Genomic DNA, 15751 nt, shown 5'->3' with positions numbered 1-15751 from the left:
TGGCCTGAGAATAAAGAGTTATGTTCCTGATGCCGGATTTGTCGTTGCGACCTATCCGGCATTAGACTATATGAACCGCCAGTCACCAAGGATGGGTTATGATTGGGTTCTATCGAGGCTTTTCTCTCATTGAATTGATGATTGTCGTCGCAATCGTGGCGATTCTTGGCACTATTGCCTATCCCTCCTATCAGCGTTACCTGCTGTCCAGCCACCGAATTGATGCCAAAAAAATGCTGTTGGACGCCGCCAACAGACAAGAAACCTATTTTATGGACTTCAATCGGTATACCTCATCCGCAGCCGATTTGAATATCTCGGAGAACTCCGAATCCGGCTTCTATCACCTGGTCATCTCAGCCGGGGTCAATACATACATCCTGTTTGCCACGGCCTCTGGTGCGCAGGGGTCAGACAGCGACTGCATCATTTTCTCCATCGACCAGGATGGCACCCGGAGTGCCACCCGGCTCGGGGATACCGTCAACAATGCTTGCTGGGACTAGGCGATGAAACCACTGCGCCATCGACACATAAGGGGGTTCAGCCTGCTGGAGGTGCTGATTGCGGCCGTGGTGCTCTCCTTCGGCTTGCTGGGATTGGTTGCCATGCAGGTTACCGCCAAGTTTTCCAGCTACGAAGCGCGTCAGCGCACCATCGCCAACTGGCTGGCCAATGATCTGGTGGAACGCGCCAGGATCAACAAAGACAGCTGGGCTGGTCAGGGAACGACAGTGGTATCCGGCAACGCGATCCTGGATATGCCGAGCTGTGCCAACAACAATGGCACCATGTCGGATTGCAGCAGGGCAGAGCGGCAGGCACTGGACCTCTTCTACTGGCAGCAGTCCCTGCTGGGAACCGCAGTATCCGGTGCCGCGTCACCTCTGCAATCTCCGGTCGGCTGCGTGATTCGTGGCGCCAACAACAGTTTGACCATAGGGATCTTCTGGCAGGGGCGGGAGTCTTTGTCCGATGGTGCCGTTGCAGTGGCCGCGGTGCGCAACAGTTGTGGGTTGGGCAATGCGGCAGACAGACAGAGGCGTCAGTTCGTACTGACGACCACACTATGAATGCCCGCGGCTTCACCCTGATTGAATGGTTGATTGCCATGTTGATCGGCGTATTTCTGGTCGGTGGCGGCTTGAGCATCTTCGTGGCTTCCCGCGCCACAACGGAAGATGCTTTCGATCAGAGCGAGTTGCAGGAGAACGGGCGTATTGCGATGCGTCTGGTGACACAGGACCTGAAGTGGGCGGGCTTCTGGGGGGACTACACCGGTTCCCCCATGGCAACGGGGCAAGGCGTGACTCTCAGCAGCGGGTCTGCGGTGCTTTCGGCGAACGATTGTCTGGACAATTTGGGGCGTGGCAGCTTGCCGCCCAGCGTGGGAACAAATCGGGGGGTCTGGGTCGCGCGGGTGGACAACAACAGGGCGATTAACGGGGGGGCTTTTGCCTGTATTCCCGTGACGTCACGTGTTGCCAATACGGATGTCATCAGCATCAAGCGATTGATTGGGCAGCCCCTGGCCGATGCCGCAGCTACTGGCAATCGCTTCTATCTTGCTACTACGACGCAAGCGGCACTGATGTTCAAAGGGGGAGAAACAGTGCCCACGATGACAGATATGCCGGCTCGTCAGCTCTGGGAATACCAGCACTTTATCTATTATCTCGCTCCCAATGCCGCAGGCAACCCGGAGCTGAGAAAGCGTTACCTGACTGCCAATGGGGGCTCGGTTCTGATCGGAGGCCCCATGGCGGAAGGGATTGAGCGCATGACGGTGCTGTTTGGTGTTGACGACACTCCTGTTGCCGATGGGGTCATTGATCGCTATGTCGCGTCTACAAACGTGACCGAGCAGGAATGGAGCGAAGGGCGTGTCGTTGCTGCCCGTGTCTTTATTCTGGTGCGGTCGTCGCAAGCATCCAGCAGCTATGTGAACAACAACATCTATCAGGTAGGCAGTACCAGCGTATCAGGCAATGGGGATGGATTTCGTCGTTTGCTGCTGGAGAGCAGCGTGTCGCTGCGCAACCCGATGGTCATGACTGGAGGTGGTTCATGAGGTCTCAGCATGGCGTTGCCCTGATCGTCGCTCTGATCATCCTGGTACCTCTGACGCTGATCGCCGTGGTGGTGATGCAGTCCTCCGGGCAGGATCTCAAGATGGCAGGCTCTGCGGCCAATTTCAGGCAGGCAGAACACAGACTGGAAGGCATCATCGAAGCGGCGGTACAGAGCAATAACATATCGACGGTGATTGCAGGCATGGGGTCTGCGCTGGGGGCGAGTGCTGCCATCAGTGTCAATAGCAGCAATAATTCAGCCAGTGTGGCCCTCACCAATCGCACGGAAACTGTCTGCAAACGCAAGGTGGATGCCAGCAGCAGCAATGTGATTCCTGTATGCAAATATGTCGAGCTACAGGCCGGTGTCAATTATGGAAAATATTCTCGCCCGCTGACCTGGACTGCGGGTGTGGAACAGCCACTGCTCACAAAATAGGAGCGAAGGATATGTGGTTACAACGATTCGGTTCAATTTTATGCTGGTGCAGTCTTGTTTTTGGCATGACGTCAACACGAGCCGATGACACCGAGCTTTTTATATACGACTTTAATAAGGCTGGTGATTTCAGACCTAAAGTGCTGTTGATATTTGATAACTCCGGCAGTATGGCTGACACCATGGAACAGATAAAGGAAGCTTATAATCCAGCGACTGTCTATCCAGCCTTGAGCAATGATCCCGACACAAGCAATAATAAACGATATATCTATTTTTCAACAGATGGGAGCATTCCCACTATTAATAGCAACAAGCGTTTCTCCGACAAACTGAACGCTTGTGCCACCTCCAAGGGACCTCTTGCAAGTATCGGTTATTTTCAGTCGCAAGTCTGGACTTATGAAGTGACAAGTGGCAACCCTCCCGGGAGAGGGAGGGGAAGCTGGTATTCAATTAGTGGTTATCAGGAAAACAACATCGACTTGGTCGATTGCAAGCAGGATGTGACCGCAAATAACCCTGCCAACCCATACACAGGTACTTGGAGTGTTGGCACCGGGTATCCGGTCAATAAAACCAGCAATAATCAAGGCTCATGGTTTTATACAGCGGCAACAAGAGACTCTGTTAATGCCAGCAATACGGCCGTGGTGCTTTATTCTGCCAACTATATCAGGTGGTATTACGGGCCTACGGGTTACTCTATAGAATCCCGGCTGCGTATTGCCAAAGATGCAGTCAAAGGATTGATATCATCTGCCCCCGGGGTTGATTTTGGTCTGGCTATTTTCAACAGGAATGACAGTAGCAGTACCAATGGCGGCAGAGTTGTCCGGGATATTCTGGGTAGCGAGATCACGTTGTCGAATGGCAAGACCGGAGAACAAGACCTGCTCGACAGGGTCGAAGGACTGACTGCCAGTACCAACACACCATTATGCGAGACGTTGAGTGAGGCGTATCGCTTCTTCGGGGGACGAAGCGTTGTTTATGGCTTGCAAGGAGGCACGAGAGATACGACCGCCGAAAGCCCAACAGGTACCTATCAAGCCCCCTATGACAACTGCTCAAACAACGGTTACGTCATATACATCACCGATGGAGAGCCGACTCAGGATGGGGATGCCAATACCTTTGTCCAGGGATTGATAAATACATTGTCCAGCGATGAAAAAGCGGCTTATGGCACTACCGTTACTTATGGGTCAGGGAACAGGTCCAGCAGCTATCTGGCCGCATTGGCGGGTTATATGAAACACAAGGATGTGAATGCCGTTTCCCCTGGTACCCAGACAGTCACGACCTTTACCGTCGGGTTTGGTGACGAGGCGATAAGCGGGGCCGGTAATTTGCTTGCTGAAACTGCCCGTCGTGGTGGCGGCGTTTATTATCCGGCAACCAACGCCTCTGCCTTGAGTGATGCGTTGAAGGCATCGCTGCTAGCGATCCTGCGGATCAATACCTCGCTGGTGTCCCCCGCCATTGCCAGCAACAACTTTGACCGGACACGCAGTCTCAACAACATCTATTACGCCATGTTTGAGCCAGATGATGGTCCCAGATGGCGGGGCAATCTGAAAAAACTGATCTTTTCTCCTGACGGTTATGTGGCTGACAGCCGGGGGCTGCCTGCTATCAAGTTTGATGGCACCATCATCGACAGTGCCCAGACTTTCTGGTCATCCGGCCGTGACGGGAACGTTGTGGCCGAAGGTGGGGCGCAAGAGATGTTGGCGGGGAAAAGCAACCGCAGCCTCTATGTCATCAACAATGCCCAGAACCGTCTCGATCAGCTGACCAAGGCAAATCTGGTAACGCAGGCTGGCAGTGAAGCCGCGCTCATGACCTTCATGCAGGCAGTTACGACGACTGAACTCGATTCCCTGATCAACTGGACCAAGGGGTTGGATGTCGACGATGAGGACTTTGATACATCAACCCTGATCCGCGCCCATATCATGGGTGACCCCCTGCACTCACGTCCCCTGGTGCTGAACTATGGCCCGCAATCCGGTAACCCGACAGATGCACCGGACTTGCGTATTCTGTTTGGGACCAATGCCGGTTTCCTGCATATGTTCAAGGACATGGGGAGCACCATAGACGAAAGCTGGGCGGCGATACCTTATGAGTTCATGGCCAATCAGAAGGCGCTGCGTCTCAATGCGGAATCAGCCGAACATATCTACGGTGTTGACTCTTCTCCGGTGGCCCTTATCAAAGATGCCAATCGCAACGGGGTGCTGAAATCCTCGGAGAGCGATTTTGTCTGGGTATTCACCGGCTTGAGGAGCGGCGGCAAAGCCTATTATGCATTCAACGTTTCCAGCCCGGATACGCCGACACTGAAATGGCGTCTGAACAGTCTGACGACTGGTTTTGGTGAGCTGGGGCTGACCTGGTCGGTGCCGGAAGTCGCGTTTGTGCCGGGAGTCAGTGATCCCGTGCTTATCTTTGCTGGCGGTTATGACGTGAACAAGAGCGTGCTGGGATTGGGAACCAGTGACAGCATGGGGAGAGGTATCTACATCGTCAATGCCGATACTGGGGCGCTGATATTCAGTGCGACCCCTGCTGCGACTTCAACCAGCAACCTCAGAGTCACGGGGATGACCGACAGTATGCCCGGGTCGGTAGCTACGCTTGACAGCGATGGTGATGGCAAAGTCGATCGCATCTATGTGGGTGATACGGGGGGCAATATCTGGCGCATGGATCTCCCAGGCACCAACAAATCTGACTGGAGCGTCTTCAAATTTGCCAGCCTGGGGTCGGATGTCACTCAAGCAGATGATCGCCGTTTCTTCACCCAGCCTATCGTGGTGCGTACCATCAACAAGCAGGTCACCCGCACCGTTGTGGGGGGGAATGTGGTCTACTCCTATCAGGATCGTCCCTTTGATGCAGTGCTGATTGGGAGTGGAGACCGCAATCGCCCCTCATCGGAAGCGACCGTCCGCAATGGCTATTTCATGTTGCGTGATTATGATGTCGTGCCGCGTGCCGCCAATGCGCAGGCAAGAAGCCCCATCTTGATTACTGACCTTTATGATGTGACCTCTGATCCTTTGTCTGCCCAGACAAACACGGATGGAATATTGGTGACCAAGGCGGGAATTACCACTGCCAAAGGGTGGGTCAATTGGTTGAACGAACCGGGTGAGAAATCCATGGGGGCCGGGGTCGTACTTCAGGGCAAGCTTTACTTCACCTCGTTCCTGCCGCAAGTGCAGTCGTTCCAGCAATGCACCATTCAATCCATCGGGGCTGCACGCCAATACATGGTAGACATGCATTATGGCAGTTCCTTCCGTTATGTGGTTGATCTTGAAGGCAACCAGACACCTGAGCGTTATGTCGAAGTTCAGAACAAGGTTGCCGACGATTTGGTGGTGCATGCAGGAGACGATGCCAAGATCCGCATTATTGGAGGCGGTGTCGGGGAAGAGGTCATCCTGAAAGATGAAGGGGATGGTGAGCCTGAGCGTTGTACCGGAGCGGGAGAGTGCAACCAGGGGGCAGAGGAGGCTGAGATGGATATGTCGCCCAAGAAAATTTACCTCTACGAAGGAGAGGCACAATGAAAACACGTAGCGGGGTGTTGGGTTTGTGCCTCTTGTTATCCGGGTCCGTCTTGGCAGATGACATAAAATGTTATGTCGAGCTGGTTAACGGCCAGAAGGTTGTCCTGCACGGTACTGTGGCAGACAACACGCCAAAGGCGGTGCAGGATAAATTCAAACAAAGAGGATACGAGGTGGATGGTGCGGTACAGCCTGTGAAGAAAATCCTGGAATGCCGCACTGCGGAGGAAAATTTCCAGTCAAAAGAGGGTCAGCAACAGGATGCCCGTCAACTGCGATAGCGAAGGACTTCATTCAGAGGCAGATATTTGCCTGGGTAGATTGGGTGGTGCGGCCGGAGGGAGAGATGACCAGATTTATCTGGGCATTTCCTGAACGACACAGCGTGATGGTGGCATTGGTACCCAGGCTGGTGCCATCAGGGCTGAAGGTAGTGGAAGTTCGATTGTTTGCAGCAGTCAGCGAGTCAGATAGCTGAGGGCTTCTTGCCAGAATCTGCTCACCGTTATTGAAAATGTCATTGCCATTACCGTCGACGAACACGAGGAATTGGGTCGGATTGGCGGTGACACAATTGTCACTGGCATTGGCAAGGCACACAGTGACAGATTGCTGGTTGTCGATGGCTTGGCTACGAGCAAAACGCAGATATTTCAAGAGTGTGCGAGATTCAAATTTCAAGGCATTCTCATTGAGCAGGCTCGACATGGCCGGTGCACCAATACCAAGCAAGATGACCCCCAGACTGACGGCGATCATCAGTTCCAGCAGGGTGAATCCTTTCTCGTCCTTGATCATGGCAATATCTCCCTCGATTAGTTACATCTTATCTCCAGACAGCCAGAACACCAGCGTAAAGCCCAAGTGTTGAGCTGGCACAGCCAGCGCCTTTTCTTTATCATTCCCCATCATTTTCGAATTCAAGATGCATCGCCATGGCAAAAGCCCTCTCTCTGATGCTTGCCCAGTTAAATCTGACGGTAGGCGCCATCGAAGATAACTGTGACAAGGTACTGGCGGCAGCAGCCCTGGCCGATCAGCAAGGGGCCGATCTGCTGGTTTGCTCCGAGCTGGCCCTGACAGGATACCCGCCTGAGGATCTGCTGTTGCGCGCCGACCTGATGATCCGGGTCGAGGCTGCGCTGTCCCGCATCGCGGCATGGCAGGGACAATGTGCCATTCTGGTGGGCCATCCCTGGCGCGAAGAGGGGGCGCTTTACAATACGGCGTCTCTCTACGAGCGCGGTCAACTGCGGGCACGTTATTTCAAACAGGACTTGCCCAACTACGGGGTGTTCGACGAGAAGCGCTACTTCACTGCGGCGGCCGATACCTGTGTGGTGCCGTTCCGTGGCCATCAGCTGGGTTTGCTCATCTGCGAAGATCTCTGGCAGCCGGGTCCGGCGCTGGCCGCCAAGGCGGCGGGGGCCGAGCTGCTGCTCACCATCAATGCCTCTCCTTATGATCAGGAAAAACCCTGGATCCGCCGCGAGCTGATGGCGGAACGCTGCGATCAGACCGGCCTGCCGCTCATCTACCTCAATCAGGTATGCGGCCAGGACGAGCTGATCTTCGACGGCTGCTCCAAAGTGTTCAACAGCCAGGGCGAGCTGACCCACAAGCTTGCTCCATTTGCCGAAGAGCTGGCGCTGGTGCGCTTTGCCGATGGTCAGCCGGTGAAGGAGCGGGAACCCGCCGCACCGCTGGAGCCGTTGGCCGAGACCTATCAGGCCCTGGTGCTGGCGGTGCGCGACTATGTCACCAAGAACGGTTTTCAGGGCGCCGTGCTGGGCCTCTCCGGTGGTATCGACTCGGCGCTGACCCTGGCCATTGCGGCCGACGCCATCGGGGCGGACAAGGTGCAGGCGGTGATGATGCCGTTCCGCTACACCGCCCAGATGAGCGTGGAGGATGCCAAGGAGCAGGCCGAGCGGATGGGGGTGGAGTTCAACATCATCTCCATCGAACCCATGTTCGAAGGCTTCATGACGCAGCTGGCACCTCTGTTTGAAGGGACCGCCCGCGACACCACCGAAGAGAACCTGCAGGCCCGCTGCCGCGGTGTGCTCTTGATGGCGCTGTCCAACAAGCGCCGCCGTATCGTGCTGACCACTGGCAACAAGAGCGAGATGGCCGTGGGATACGCCACGCTGTATGGCGACATGGCGGGTGGCTTTGATGTGCTCAAGGACGTCCCCAAGACCCTGGTCTTCAAGCTGTGCGAATATCGCAACAGCGTGGAGTACGTGATCCCGCAGCGGGTCATCGATCGTCCCCCGTCGGCCGAACTGGCACCGGATCAGGTGGACCAGGACAGCCTGCCCCCCTATGACATCCTGGATGCCATCCTCAAGCGCTACGTGGAAGAGGATGCGTCTGTCGCCGACATGGTGGCGGAAGGTTTCGAAGAGGCGGTGGTACGCAAGGTGATCCGCCTAGTGGATCTCAACGAATACAAGCGCCGTCAGGCCGCCGTCGGCCCCCGCATCACGGCTCGCAACTTTGGTAAGGACCGCCGCTATCCCATCACGTCCGGGTTCGGCAAACAGAACTGGTAAGGAGTCACCATGAAGAAGATTGAAGCCATCATCAAACCATTCAAGCTGGACGATGTGCGCGAGGCCCTGGCCGAGATCGGCATCAACGGCATGACAGTGTCCGAGGTCAAGGGGTTCGGCCGTCAGAAGGGCCATACCGAGCTCTATCGCGGTGCCGAGTACATGGTCGACTTCCTGCCCAAGGTCAAGGTGGAGCTGGTGGTGCAGGACGAGGATCTCGATGCCTGCCTGGAAGCCATCCAGAACACAGCGCGTACCGGCAAGATCGGTGATGGCAAGATCTTCGTCTGCGAGGTGGAGCGCGTCATTCGTATTCGTACTGGTGAAGAGAACGAAGACGCGATCTGATGTGGTGGATGTGCCCTGTGATGAACAGCAAGAGTCTGTCGTTCTGATGTCGTTTTACCGTATCGGGGTGGTTGCGGCGTGCCTGATGGCGCTCACCGCGTGCAGTACCCGGCCGCCGGCCCAGCCGGAAAACCTGTGCCAGATCTTTCGGGAGAAACCCGAGTGGCACGAGGCGGCGCTCAAGATGAACGAGAAGTGGGGGACACCTGTCCAGGTAGTGATGGCCATGATGTACCAGGAATCTTCCTTCGTGCATGATGCCCAGCCGCCGATGCAGTATTTCCTCTTCATCCCCACCGGGCGGGCCAGTTCAGCCTACGGCTATGCCCAGGTGAAAGACGAAACCTGGGCCGACTACCAGCGGGAAACCGGCAACGGCTGGAGCGATCGCGACGACTTTGCCGACGCCATCGATTTCATGGGCTGGTACACTCACAAGGCACAGCGGCTCAACGGCACGTCCAAGTGGGATGCCTATGGCCAGTATCTCAATTATCACGAAGGCTGGGGGGGCTATCGACGTGGCAGCTACCGCAGCAAGGGATGGCTGATGAAGGTCTCCCGCAAGGTGGAGGCCCGTGCCCAACGCTACGGTGCCCAGTATCGACAATGCAAGGATCAGCTCTCCAGCGGGGGCTGGTTCTGGTAACCAAATCAGGAGTCAGAAATGCCGTTATTGGACAGTTTTACCGTCGACCATACCCGCATGGCCGCCCCGGCAGTGCGGGTGGCGAAGACCATGCAGACCCCGAACAAGGACACCATCACCGTGTTCGACCTGCGTTTCTGCGTGCCGAACGAGGAGATCCTCTCCGAACGCGGCATCCATACTCTGGAGCATCTGTTTGCCGGCTTCATGCGTGACCATCTCAATGGGAATGGGGTGGAGATCATCGACATCTCTCCCATGGGTTGCCGCACCGGCTTCTACATGAGCCTGATCGGTGCGCCGGATGAAGCCCGTGTTGGCGCTGCCTGGCAGGCCGCCATGAGCGACGTGCTGACCGTGCAGGAGCAGAGCAAGATCCCCGAGCTGAACGAATACCAGTGCGGTACTTACAGCATGCACTCGCTGGAAGAGGCCCATGCCATCGCCCGCCATGTGCTGGAGCGCGGTATCGGTGTCAACCACAATGACGAGCTGGCCCTGCCGGAAGAGAAGCTGAAAAACCTCTGAGCCCGATAAGGGAAGCATGAAAAAGGCCGGTCAATGACCGGCCTTTTTGCATCTGGTGGGATCAGGAGGGCAGTGGCATCACCCGATTGCGTCCCAGCTCCTTGGCCTTGTAGAGCAGCTTGTCGGTACGCTCGATCAGGGTGTCTGCCGTCTCCTGGGGGATGTATTCCCCCACACCGAACGAGGCGGTGATGTGATCGATGCGTCGCCCGGATTTGCGATCCAGAATCGACATCCGCTCGATGACGCGACGCAGGCTCTCGGCCATCTGGCGGGTCAGCGCCAGGGCGCGGTTTGGCACCAAGAGGGCAAACTCCTCACCCCCCAGGCGATAGGCGGTTATGCCCTCCTTGCTGGCCTCTCGCAGCCGCTTGCCGACGATGCGCAGCACCTGGTCCCCCAGCAGATGTCCGTATTCGTCGTTGAAGTTCTTGAAGCGATCGATATCGGTCAGGATCAGGGAGAAGGGCTGCTTGCTACGGATGAGGCTGTCCATCTCGAGATCGAAGGCGCGTCGATTGAGCAGAGACGTGAGCGGGTCCTCGGTGGCCAGCTTCCTCGTCTCGTTCAGGGCCTGTTTCAGCTCCTTTATCTCTTTCTCGGCGCTGCTGAGCTGGTTGCGAAAGTGGAGGGTGGACATGCGTACGTCACGCGACTCGCGCACGAGATCCCGCAGGATCCCCATGGTGTCTTCCAGGCTGAGCCCCTCGTCGTCTATCTTGCTCAGCTTGTCGAAACTCTTGTCGAGCATCTCCTGAAACAGCCCGGTATCGGAGATGGCATCCTGCATCGAGTGACTCAGCTCGCTGGCCATGGCCGCCAGGTTGAGTTTCATCGCCTCGATCTGCTGCTCGTCCTGAGCCGCAAGGTGCTGGTGGTAGAGACGCTCACAAGTGGTCAGGGAGAAGGTCCCCTGTTGTTTTATCGCCTGATCGACGGCATGGTTGAGTTCGGGCATGTCGCCGGAGACATAGCTGTACCAAAGGTGATAGTTGTTCGGCGTGGTGGGAATTTGATACTTGATCATCAGGGGAACCGCCTGTTTCAAATAGGCGGCAGATTGGGCGAACGAGTCCTTGCTCATGAGTTCCGAGTCTCACATACCTGCAAACTGTGTCCAGTATGACAGAGAGAATGGCCAAAAGGCAGTCGATGGATGCCATTAGCTCCCCCCTCCGATATAATGTCTGCGTTATTACCTACCCTAAGGCCTGCTTATGTCTCAAAAAGATCCTTTCCTCCAACGCGAGGCCGAAAAATACGAAAACCCCATCGCCAGTCGCGAGATGCTGCTGGAGCTCATCAAGGGCCATGAGAAACCCATGTCCCGGGAAGAGCTGGCCAAGGTCCTCAAGCTGACCGATGAAGAGCCGTTGGAAGCCTTGCGACGTCGTTTGCGCGCCATGGAGCGTGATGGACAGCTCGTGTTCACCCGCAACCAATGTTACGCCCTGCCGGATCGCCTGAATCTGGTCAAAGGCTATGTGCTTGGCCACAAAGATGGATTCGGTTTTCTGCGCCCCGAGGGTGGTGGAGCGGATCTCTTCCTGAACAACCGCGAGATGCAGCGCCTGATGCATGGCGACTATGCGCTGGTGCAGCCGACCGAGATCGATCGCAAGGGTCGTCAGGAAGCGCGTCTGGTGCGCCTGCTCAAATCCCGCGAGGCGGACATCGTCGGTCGTTACTTCGTCGAGAACGGCGTCGGTTTCGTGGTACCCGATGACAGCCGCATCGGCCAGGACATCATCATCCCGGAAGGGGAGAACAAGGGGGCTCGCCAGAGCCAGGTCGTGGTCGTGCGCATCAACCAGCGCGCCACTGCCCGCTTCAATGCGGTCGGTACCGTCTTGGAAGTCCTGGGTGAGAACATGGCGCCCGGTATGGAGATCGAGATCGCCCTGCGTACCCACGGCATTCCGCACACCTGGCCGGAAGAGGTGACCAAGGAGGTCGCCGGTCTGGGCGAGCAGGTGCCGGAGAAGGCCAAAGAGGGTCGCATCGACCTGCGCGCCCTGCCGCTGGTGACCATCGACGGGGAAGACGCCCGCGACTTCGATGACGCCGTCTTCTGTGAAGCCAAGCGCGGAGGCGGCTGGCGCCTGTGGGTCGCTATTGCCGACGTTTCTGCCTATGTGAAACCGGGCACGGCCCTCGACACCGAAGCCTATCAGCGCGGCAACTCGGTCTACTTCCCCGAGTTCGTGGTGCCCATGCTGCCGGAAGTGCTCTCCAACGGTCTGTGTTCCCTGAACCCGCAGGTCGACCGGCTCTGCATGGTGTGCGAGATGACCATCTCCGCCGCCGGCCGCATGTCCGGCTACAAGTTCTACGAAGCGGTAATGAACTCCCACGCTCGCCTGACATACACCAAGGTAGCGGCGATCCTGGACGGGGATCCCAAGCTGCGTCAGCAGTATGATCCGCTGGTGGGCCACATCGAGGAGCTGAGCAACCTCTACAAGGCGCTCAAGCATGCCCGTCATCAACGCGGTGCGGTGGAGTTCGAAAGCGAGGAGACCCGCTTCATCTTCAACGCCCAGCGCAAGATCGACCGTATCGTACCGCTGGTGCGCAATGACGCCCACAAGATCATCGAAGAGTGCATGATCCAGGCGAACGTGGCGGCCGCCCGCTACATCGAGAAGAACGAGGCCGCCGCCCTGTTCCGGGTGCACGACCGCCCGGGCGAGGAGCGTCTCACCGGCTTCCGCGACTTCCTGGCCGAACTGGGTCTGGAGCTCAAGGGGGGCCTGGAGCCCGAGCCGAAGGACTTTGCCGACCTGGCCGCCAAATTCGAAGGGCGCCCGGATGCGGAACTGCTCTCCACCATGCTGCTGCGCTCCATGCGTCAGGCCATCTATCAGGCCGACAACATCGGTCACTTCGGTTTGGCCCTGAAGTCCTACGCGCACTTCACCTCGCCGATCCGTCGCTACCCGGATCTCATCCTGCACCGGGCGATCAAGTATCAGACCGCCAAGGAGCAGCAGGGCAACCTGCGCCACAAGTGGACCCCGAGCGGTGGCTACCACTACCAGCTGGAAGAAGTGGACCCCATGGGCGAGCACTGCTCCATGACGGAGCGCCGTGCCGACGACGCCACCCGCGACGTGGCAGACTGGCTCAAGTGCGAGTACATGCTGGATCACGTGGGTGACGAGTTTGACGGCGTCATCGCCAGCGTCACCGGTTTTGGCTTCTTCGTGCGTCTGGCGGAGATCCACATCGACGGTCTGGTGCACGTCAGCACCCTCACCAACGACTACTACCAGTTCGACCCGCTGCACCAGCAGCTGATCGGCGAGAACTTCCGCCGTCGCTACCGTTTAGGTGACAAGGTGCGGGTCAAGGTGATGGGCGTGAACCTGGACGATCGCAAGATCGACTTCGTGATGGTGGAAGAGCCCCTCAAGGCCACCGGCAAGAACGCCAAGGAGATGGCGCGCAAGCAGGCCGAGATCAAGAAAGAGAAGGCCAAGAGCGCCCAGCGCCACGAGAAACGCAAAGAGGGCAAGGAGAGCGGTAAATCCGACAAGGGTGGCCGTGCCAAGCCCAGCAACAGACGACCGAGCAAAAAGGCTCGCGACAAGGCCAAGAGCACTAAATGAGTACTGAACTGATCTACGGCATTCACGCCGTCTCCGCGCTGCTGGAGCGCACCCCCGAGCGCTTCATCGAGGTGTGGGCTCTCAAGGGCCGCGATGACGAGCGGCTGCATCCCCTGCTGGCCGAGCTGGAGTCCCTCGGTATCAGGGTGCAGAGCGTGAACCGCAAGACGCTGGATGACAAGGCGGAAGGCAACAATCACCAGGGCATCATGGCCAAGGTGATTGAAGCGCCCAAGCTGGCCGAGCACGACCTGGCCAGCCTGCTGGACGATCTGGCGGCGCAAGAGACAGCGCCCTTCCTGCTGGTACTGGACGGGGTGACCGATCCGCACAATCTCGGCGCCTGTCTGCGCAGTGCCGATGCGGCCGGGGTACATGCGGTGATCGTGCCGCGGGACAAGGCCACAGGCCTCACGTCCGTGGTGCGCAAGGTCGCCTGTGGCGCAGCCGAGGTGGTGCCGCTCATCCAGGTCACCAACCTGGCCCGCAGCCTGCGCGAGCTGCAGGAGCGCGGCGTCTGGATCGTGGGCACCGCCGGCGAGGCGGATCACGATCTCTATCAGGCCAAACTCACCGGCCCCATGGCGCTGGTGATGGGAGCCGAAGGCAAGGGGATGCGCCGCCTGACCCGCGAACATTGCGACGAGCTGGTGAGCATCCCGATGGCGGGGGCAGTATCCAGCCTCAACGTCTCGGTGGCGAGCGGTGTCTGCCTGTTCGAAGCCGTGCGCCAGCGCCGCGTCTGACAAGACGATGACCGACAGACCCCCCTTTGTCTGGGAACGGGTTGCAGATGAGCAGGAGGCCGAGCGCCTCCTCTCTTTTGTCCGCTCCCTGACCTTGCCCCCTCGCACCTGCCTCTGGCATGCCGGTGACAGTCCGGCGCTGCTGGTCAGAGTGGAGGAGGGGTTGCTGCGGGCCAAGGTGGTGCTGGCGGATGGCCGCGAGTACATCAAGGAGTTCTATTGGGAGGGGGACGAGTTTCTCGACTTCCACCACCTGCTCAGTGGTGAGCCCGCCCGCTACAGCGTGGAGGCGCTGGAGCCTTGCCGGCTGCAACTTTTCCCGCTGGCGGATCTGCGCCGACTCCCTTGCTGGCCCGCCTGGTATCACCATCTCCTTGAAGTGCAACTGCGCATCAAGGAGGAGAAAGAGCTGTTGCTGCTGACCGGGGGCCCAGAGGCGCGCTATCAGCATTTTCTGCGAAGCTTCCCCGCGCTGGATGCCAGGGTCCCGGATCACCAGATTGCCGCCTATCTGGGGATCACCCCCATCAGCCTGAGCCGCATCCGCAGGCGGCTGAAAACGCGCGATCAGGGTTGAGCCAGAAGGGATTACCGATGAACCAGGGCAGAGATCGGCTCTTTGCTGGCCATGTCCGCATTGGATGAGAAGGGGGGCAACTTAACCAAGGTTAATGCCCCTCGTCGGGAGCAAGATTATGCTGTCAGACCCCATTAAACAGGAGTCATTCATGAACTGGAGTATGAAATCTTGGTCCGAGCTGACCACGGATGAATTGTATGAGCTGCTTGCCCTGCGCGCTGAGGTGTTCGTGGTGGAGCAGACCTGTCCCTTCCAGGATCTGGACGGGCTGGATCGCCGTGACGGCGTGCTGCATCTGCTCGGTCGTGAGGGGGATCACCTGGCGGCCTATGCCCGCATCATGGCACCCGGCATTGGTGATGACAGCGGCGCCGCCATCGGCCGCGTGGTCACCTCTCCCACGTCGCGGGGGGGCGGACTGGGTCACCGCCTGCTGGCGCAAGCGGTCAGAGAGTGCGAGGCACGCTGGCCTGCACACAGCATCTGGCTCGGTGCACAGGCCCACCTGCAAGGTTTTTACGGCCAGCATGGTTTCGTGGCCGAAGGGGAAGGGTATCTGGAAGATGACATCCCTCACATGGGGATGCGAAGGGAGCCTGCCTGACATCGTCAGGTGCCAGGAAAGGGGCAAGT

At 57.9% G+C, this 15751-nt stretch carries 16 protein-coding genes; 14 read left to right on the top strand and 2 right to left on the bottom strand.

The window, feature by feature from the left end; genetic code table 11:
* Positions 1-98 precede the first annotated feature (98 nt).
* The 6 genes from tppA (at position 99) to AB5Y89_RS08755 (ending at position 6379) form a co-directional block, all read left to right on the top strand.
* Positions 99-506 carry a type IVa pilus pseudopilin TppA gene (gene tppA, locus AB5Y89_RS08780; protein ID WP_039039991.1) on the top strand — a complete coding sequence of 136 codons (408 nt, stop codon included), beginning with the start codon at positions 99-101 and terminating at the stop codon, positions 504-506.
* 3 nt (positions 507-509) lie between these two features.
* Positions 510-1073 carry a type IV pilus modification protein PilV gene (pilV, locus tag AB5Y89_RS08775; protein ID WP_323902305.1) on the top strand — a complete coding sequence of 188 codons (564 nt, stop codon included), beginning with the start codon at positions 510-512 and terminating at the stop codon, positions 1071-1073.
* A complete protein-coding gene (locus tag AB5Y89_RS08770) occupies positions 1070-2071 on the top strand; it encodes a PilW family protein (RefSeq protein WP_368172766.1) in 1002 nt (333 codons plus the stop codon). Before pilV ends, AB5Y89_RS08770 begins: the two co-directional genes overlap by 4 nt.
* A complete protein-coding gene (tppD, locus tag AB5Y89_RS08765; RefSeq protein ID WP_049636457.1) occupies positions 2068-2511 on the top strand; it encodes a type IVa pilus pseudopilin TppD in 444 nt (147 codons plus the stop codon). The genes AB5Y89_RS08770 and tppD overlap by 4 nt, the downstream gene beginning before the upstream one ends.
* Positions 2512-2576: 65 nt before the next feature.
* Positions 2577-6098 (top strand): pilus assembly protein, encoded by a 3522-nt coding sequence (locus AB5Y89_RS08760; RefSeq protein ID WP_368223674.1) that lies wholly within the window; start codon positions 2577-2579, stop codon positions 6096-6098.
* On the top strand, positions 6095-6379 hold the full coding sequence (locus tag AB5Y89_RS08755; protein ID WP_041210962.1) for a TapY2 family type IVa secretion system protein: 285 nt from the start codon (positions 6095-6097) through the stop codon (positions 6377-6379). Before AB5Y89_RS08760 ends, AB5Y89_RS08755 begins: the two co-directional genes overlap by 4 nt.
* A 13-nt stretch (positions 6380-6392) precedes the next feature.
* Here AB5Y89_RS08755 and AB5Y89_RS08750 read toward each other — a convergent pair whose 3' ends face one another.
* Complete coding sequence (locus AB5Y89_RS08750; protein ID WP_010673109.1) at positions 6393-6896, bottom strand: GspH/FimT family pseudopilin; 504 nt, start codon at positions 6894-6896, stop codon at positions 6393-6395.
* A gap of 137 nt (positions 6897-7033) precedes the next feature.
* Here AB5Y89_RS08750 and AB5Y89_RS08745 point away from each other — a divergent pair, with 137 nt between their 5' ends.
* From AB5Y89_RS08745 to luxS, 4 genes are read left to right on the top strand one after another with little or no spacing between them, the layout of a single operon-like run.
* Positions 7034-8656 carry an NAD+ synthase gene (locus AB5Y89_RS08745; RefSeq protein WP_124243877.1) on the top strand — a complete coding sequence of 541 codons (1623 nt, stop codon included), beginning with the start codon at positions 7034-7036 and terminating at the stop codon, positions 8654-8656.
* 9 nt (positions 8657-8665) lie between these two features.
* A complete protein-coding gene (gene glnB / locus AB5Y89_RS08740; protein ID WP_005308848.1) occupies positions 8666-9004 on the top strand; it encodes a nitrogen regulatory protein P-II in 339 nt (112 codons plus the stop codon).
* 46 nt (positions 9005-9050) lie between these two features.
* A complete protein-coding gene (locus AB5Y89_RS08735) occupies positions 9051-9653 on the top strand; it encodes a transglycosylase SLT domain-containing protein (RefSeq protein ID WP_042014883.1) in 603 nt (200 codons plus the stop codon).
* Between the two features lie 18 nt (positions 9654-9671).
* Entirely contained in the window at positions 9672-10181 is a 510-nt protein-coding gene (gene luxS, locus AB5Y89_RS08730) for an S-ribosylhomocysteine lyase (protein WP_368223555.1), read from the top strand.
* Between the two features lie 61 nt (positions 10182-10242).
* Here the strand turns inward: luxS and AB5Y89_RS08725 are convergent, their stop codons facing one another.
* Positions 10243-11265 (bottom strand): GGDEF domain-containing protein, encoded by a 1023-nt coding sequence (locus AB5Y89_RS08725; protein ID WP_010673113.1) that lies wholly within the window; start codon positions 11263-11265, stop codon positions 10243-10245.
* Between the two features lie 133 nt (positions 11266-11398).
* Here AB5Y89_RS08725 and rnr point away from each other — a divergent pair, with 133 nt between their 5' ends.
* From rnr to AB5Y89_RS08705, 4 genes are all read left to right on the top strand, one after another.
* Positions 11399-13792, top strand: a complete 2394-nt coding sequence (gene rnr / locus AB5Y89_RS08720) for a ribonuclease R (protein WP_010673114.1) — start codon at positions 11399-11401, stop codon at positions 13790-13792.
* Positions 13789-14538 carry a 23S rRNA (guanosine(2251)-2'-O)-methyltransferase RlmB gene (gene rlmB / locus AB5Y89_RS08715; protein ID WP_010673115.1) on the top strand — a complete coding sequence of 250 codons (750 nt, stop codon included), beginning with the start codon at positions 13789-13791 and terminating at the stop codon, positions 14536-14538. Before rnr ends, rlmB begins: the two co-directional genes overlap by 4 nt.
* Positions 14539-14545: 7 nt before the next feature.
* The gene (locus tag AB5Y89_RS08710; RefSeq protein ID WP_043153096.1) at positions 14546-15115 is read left to right on the top strand and encodes a Crp/Fnr family transcriptional regulator; all 570 of its coding nucleotides are present in this window, start codon (positions 14546-14548) and stop codon (positions 15113-15115) included.
* 151 nt (positions 15116-15266) lie between these two features.
* Complete coding sequence (locus AB5Y89_RS08705) at positions 15267-15722, top strand: GNAT family N-acetyltransferase (RefSeq protein ID WP_049636452.1); 456 nt, start codon at positions 15267-15269, stop codon at positions 15720-15722.
* The last annotated feature ends 29 nt before the right edge of the window (positions 15723-15751 follow it).

It is taken from the genome of Aeromonas sp. s4 (assembly GCF_040907855.1).
In the GTDB taxonomy this organism is placed as follows: Bacteria; Pseudomonadota; Gammaproteobacteria; order Enterobacterales; family Aeromonadaceae; genus Aeromonas; species Aeromonas caviae.
Note: the sequence above shows the minus strand (reverse complement) of the source record. Positions and strands in the feature narration are given on the sequence as shown.

Bases quoted from the DNA above. Each gene is read 5' to 3' on its own strand.
- AB5Y89_RS08760 (WP_368223674.1), top strand. From the start codon at position 2,577: ATGACGTCAACACGAGCCGATGACACCGAGCTTTTTATATACGACTTT.
- tppD (WP_049636457.1), top strand. From the start codon at position 2,068: ATGAGGTCTCAGCATGGCGTTGCCCTGATCGTCGCTCTGATCATCCTG.
- AB5Y89_RS08710 (WP_043153096.1), top strand. From the start codon at position 14,546: ATGACCGACAGACCCCCCTTTGTCTGGGAACGGGTTGCAGATGAGCAG.
- AB5Y89_RS08745 (WP_124243877.1), top strand. From the start codon at position 7,034: ATGGCAAAAGCCCTCTCTCTGATGCTTGCCCAGTTAAATCTGACGGTA.
- AB5Y89_RS08725 (WP_010673113.1), bottom strand. From the start codon at position 11,265: ATGAGCAAGGACTCGTTCGCCCAATCTGCCGCCTATTTGAAACAGGCG.
- pilV (WP_323902305.1), top strand. From the start codon at position 510: ATGAAACCACTGCGCCATCGACACATAAGGGGGTTCAGCCTGCTGGAG.
- rlmB (WP_010673115.1), top strand. From the start codon at position 13,789: ATGAGTACTGAACTGATCTACGGCATTCACGCCGTCTCCGCGCTGCTG.
- AB5Y89_RS08750 (WP_010673109.1), bottom strand. From the start codon at position 6,896: ATGATCAAGGACGAGAAAGGATTCACCCTGCTGGAACTGATGATCGCC.
- AB5Y89_RS08735 (WP_042014883.1), top strand. From the start codon at position 9,051: ATGTCGTTTTACCGTATCGGGGTGGTTGCGGCGTGCCTGATGGCGCTC.
- rnr (WP_010673114.1), top strand. From the start codon at position 11,399: ATGTCTCAAAAAGATCCTTTCCTCCAACGCGAGGCCGAAAAATACGAA.
- AB5Y89_RS08770 (WP_368172766.1), top strand. From the start codon at position 1,070: ATGAATGCCCGCGGCTTCACCCTGATTGAATGGTTGATTGCCATGTTG.
- glnB (WP_005308848.1), top strand. From the start codon at position 8,666: ATGAAGAAGATTGAAGCCATCATCAAACCATTCAAGCTGGACGATGTG.
- luxS (WP_368223555.1), top strand. From the start codon at position 9,672: ATGCCGTTATTGGACAGTTTTACCGTCGACCATACCCGCATGGCCGCC.
- tppA (WP_039039991.1), top strand. From the start codon at position 99: ATGATTGGGTTCTATCGAGGCTTTTCTCTCATTGAATTGATGATTGTC.
- AB5Y89_RS08755 (WP_041210962.1), top strand. From the start codon at position 6,095: ATGAAAACACGTAGCGGGGTGTTGGGTTTGTGCCTCTTGTTATCCGGG.
- AB5Y89_RS08705 (WP_049636452.1), top strand. From the start codon at position 15,267: ATGAACTGGAGTATGAAATCTTGGTCCGAGCTGACCACGGATGAATTG.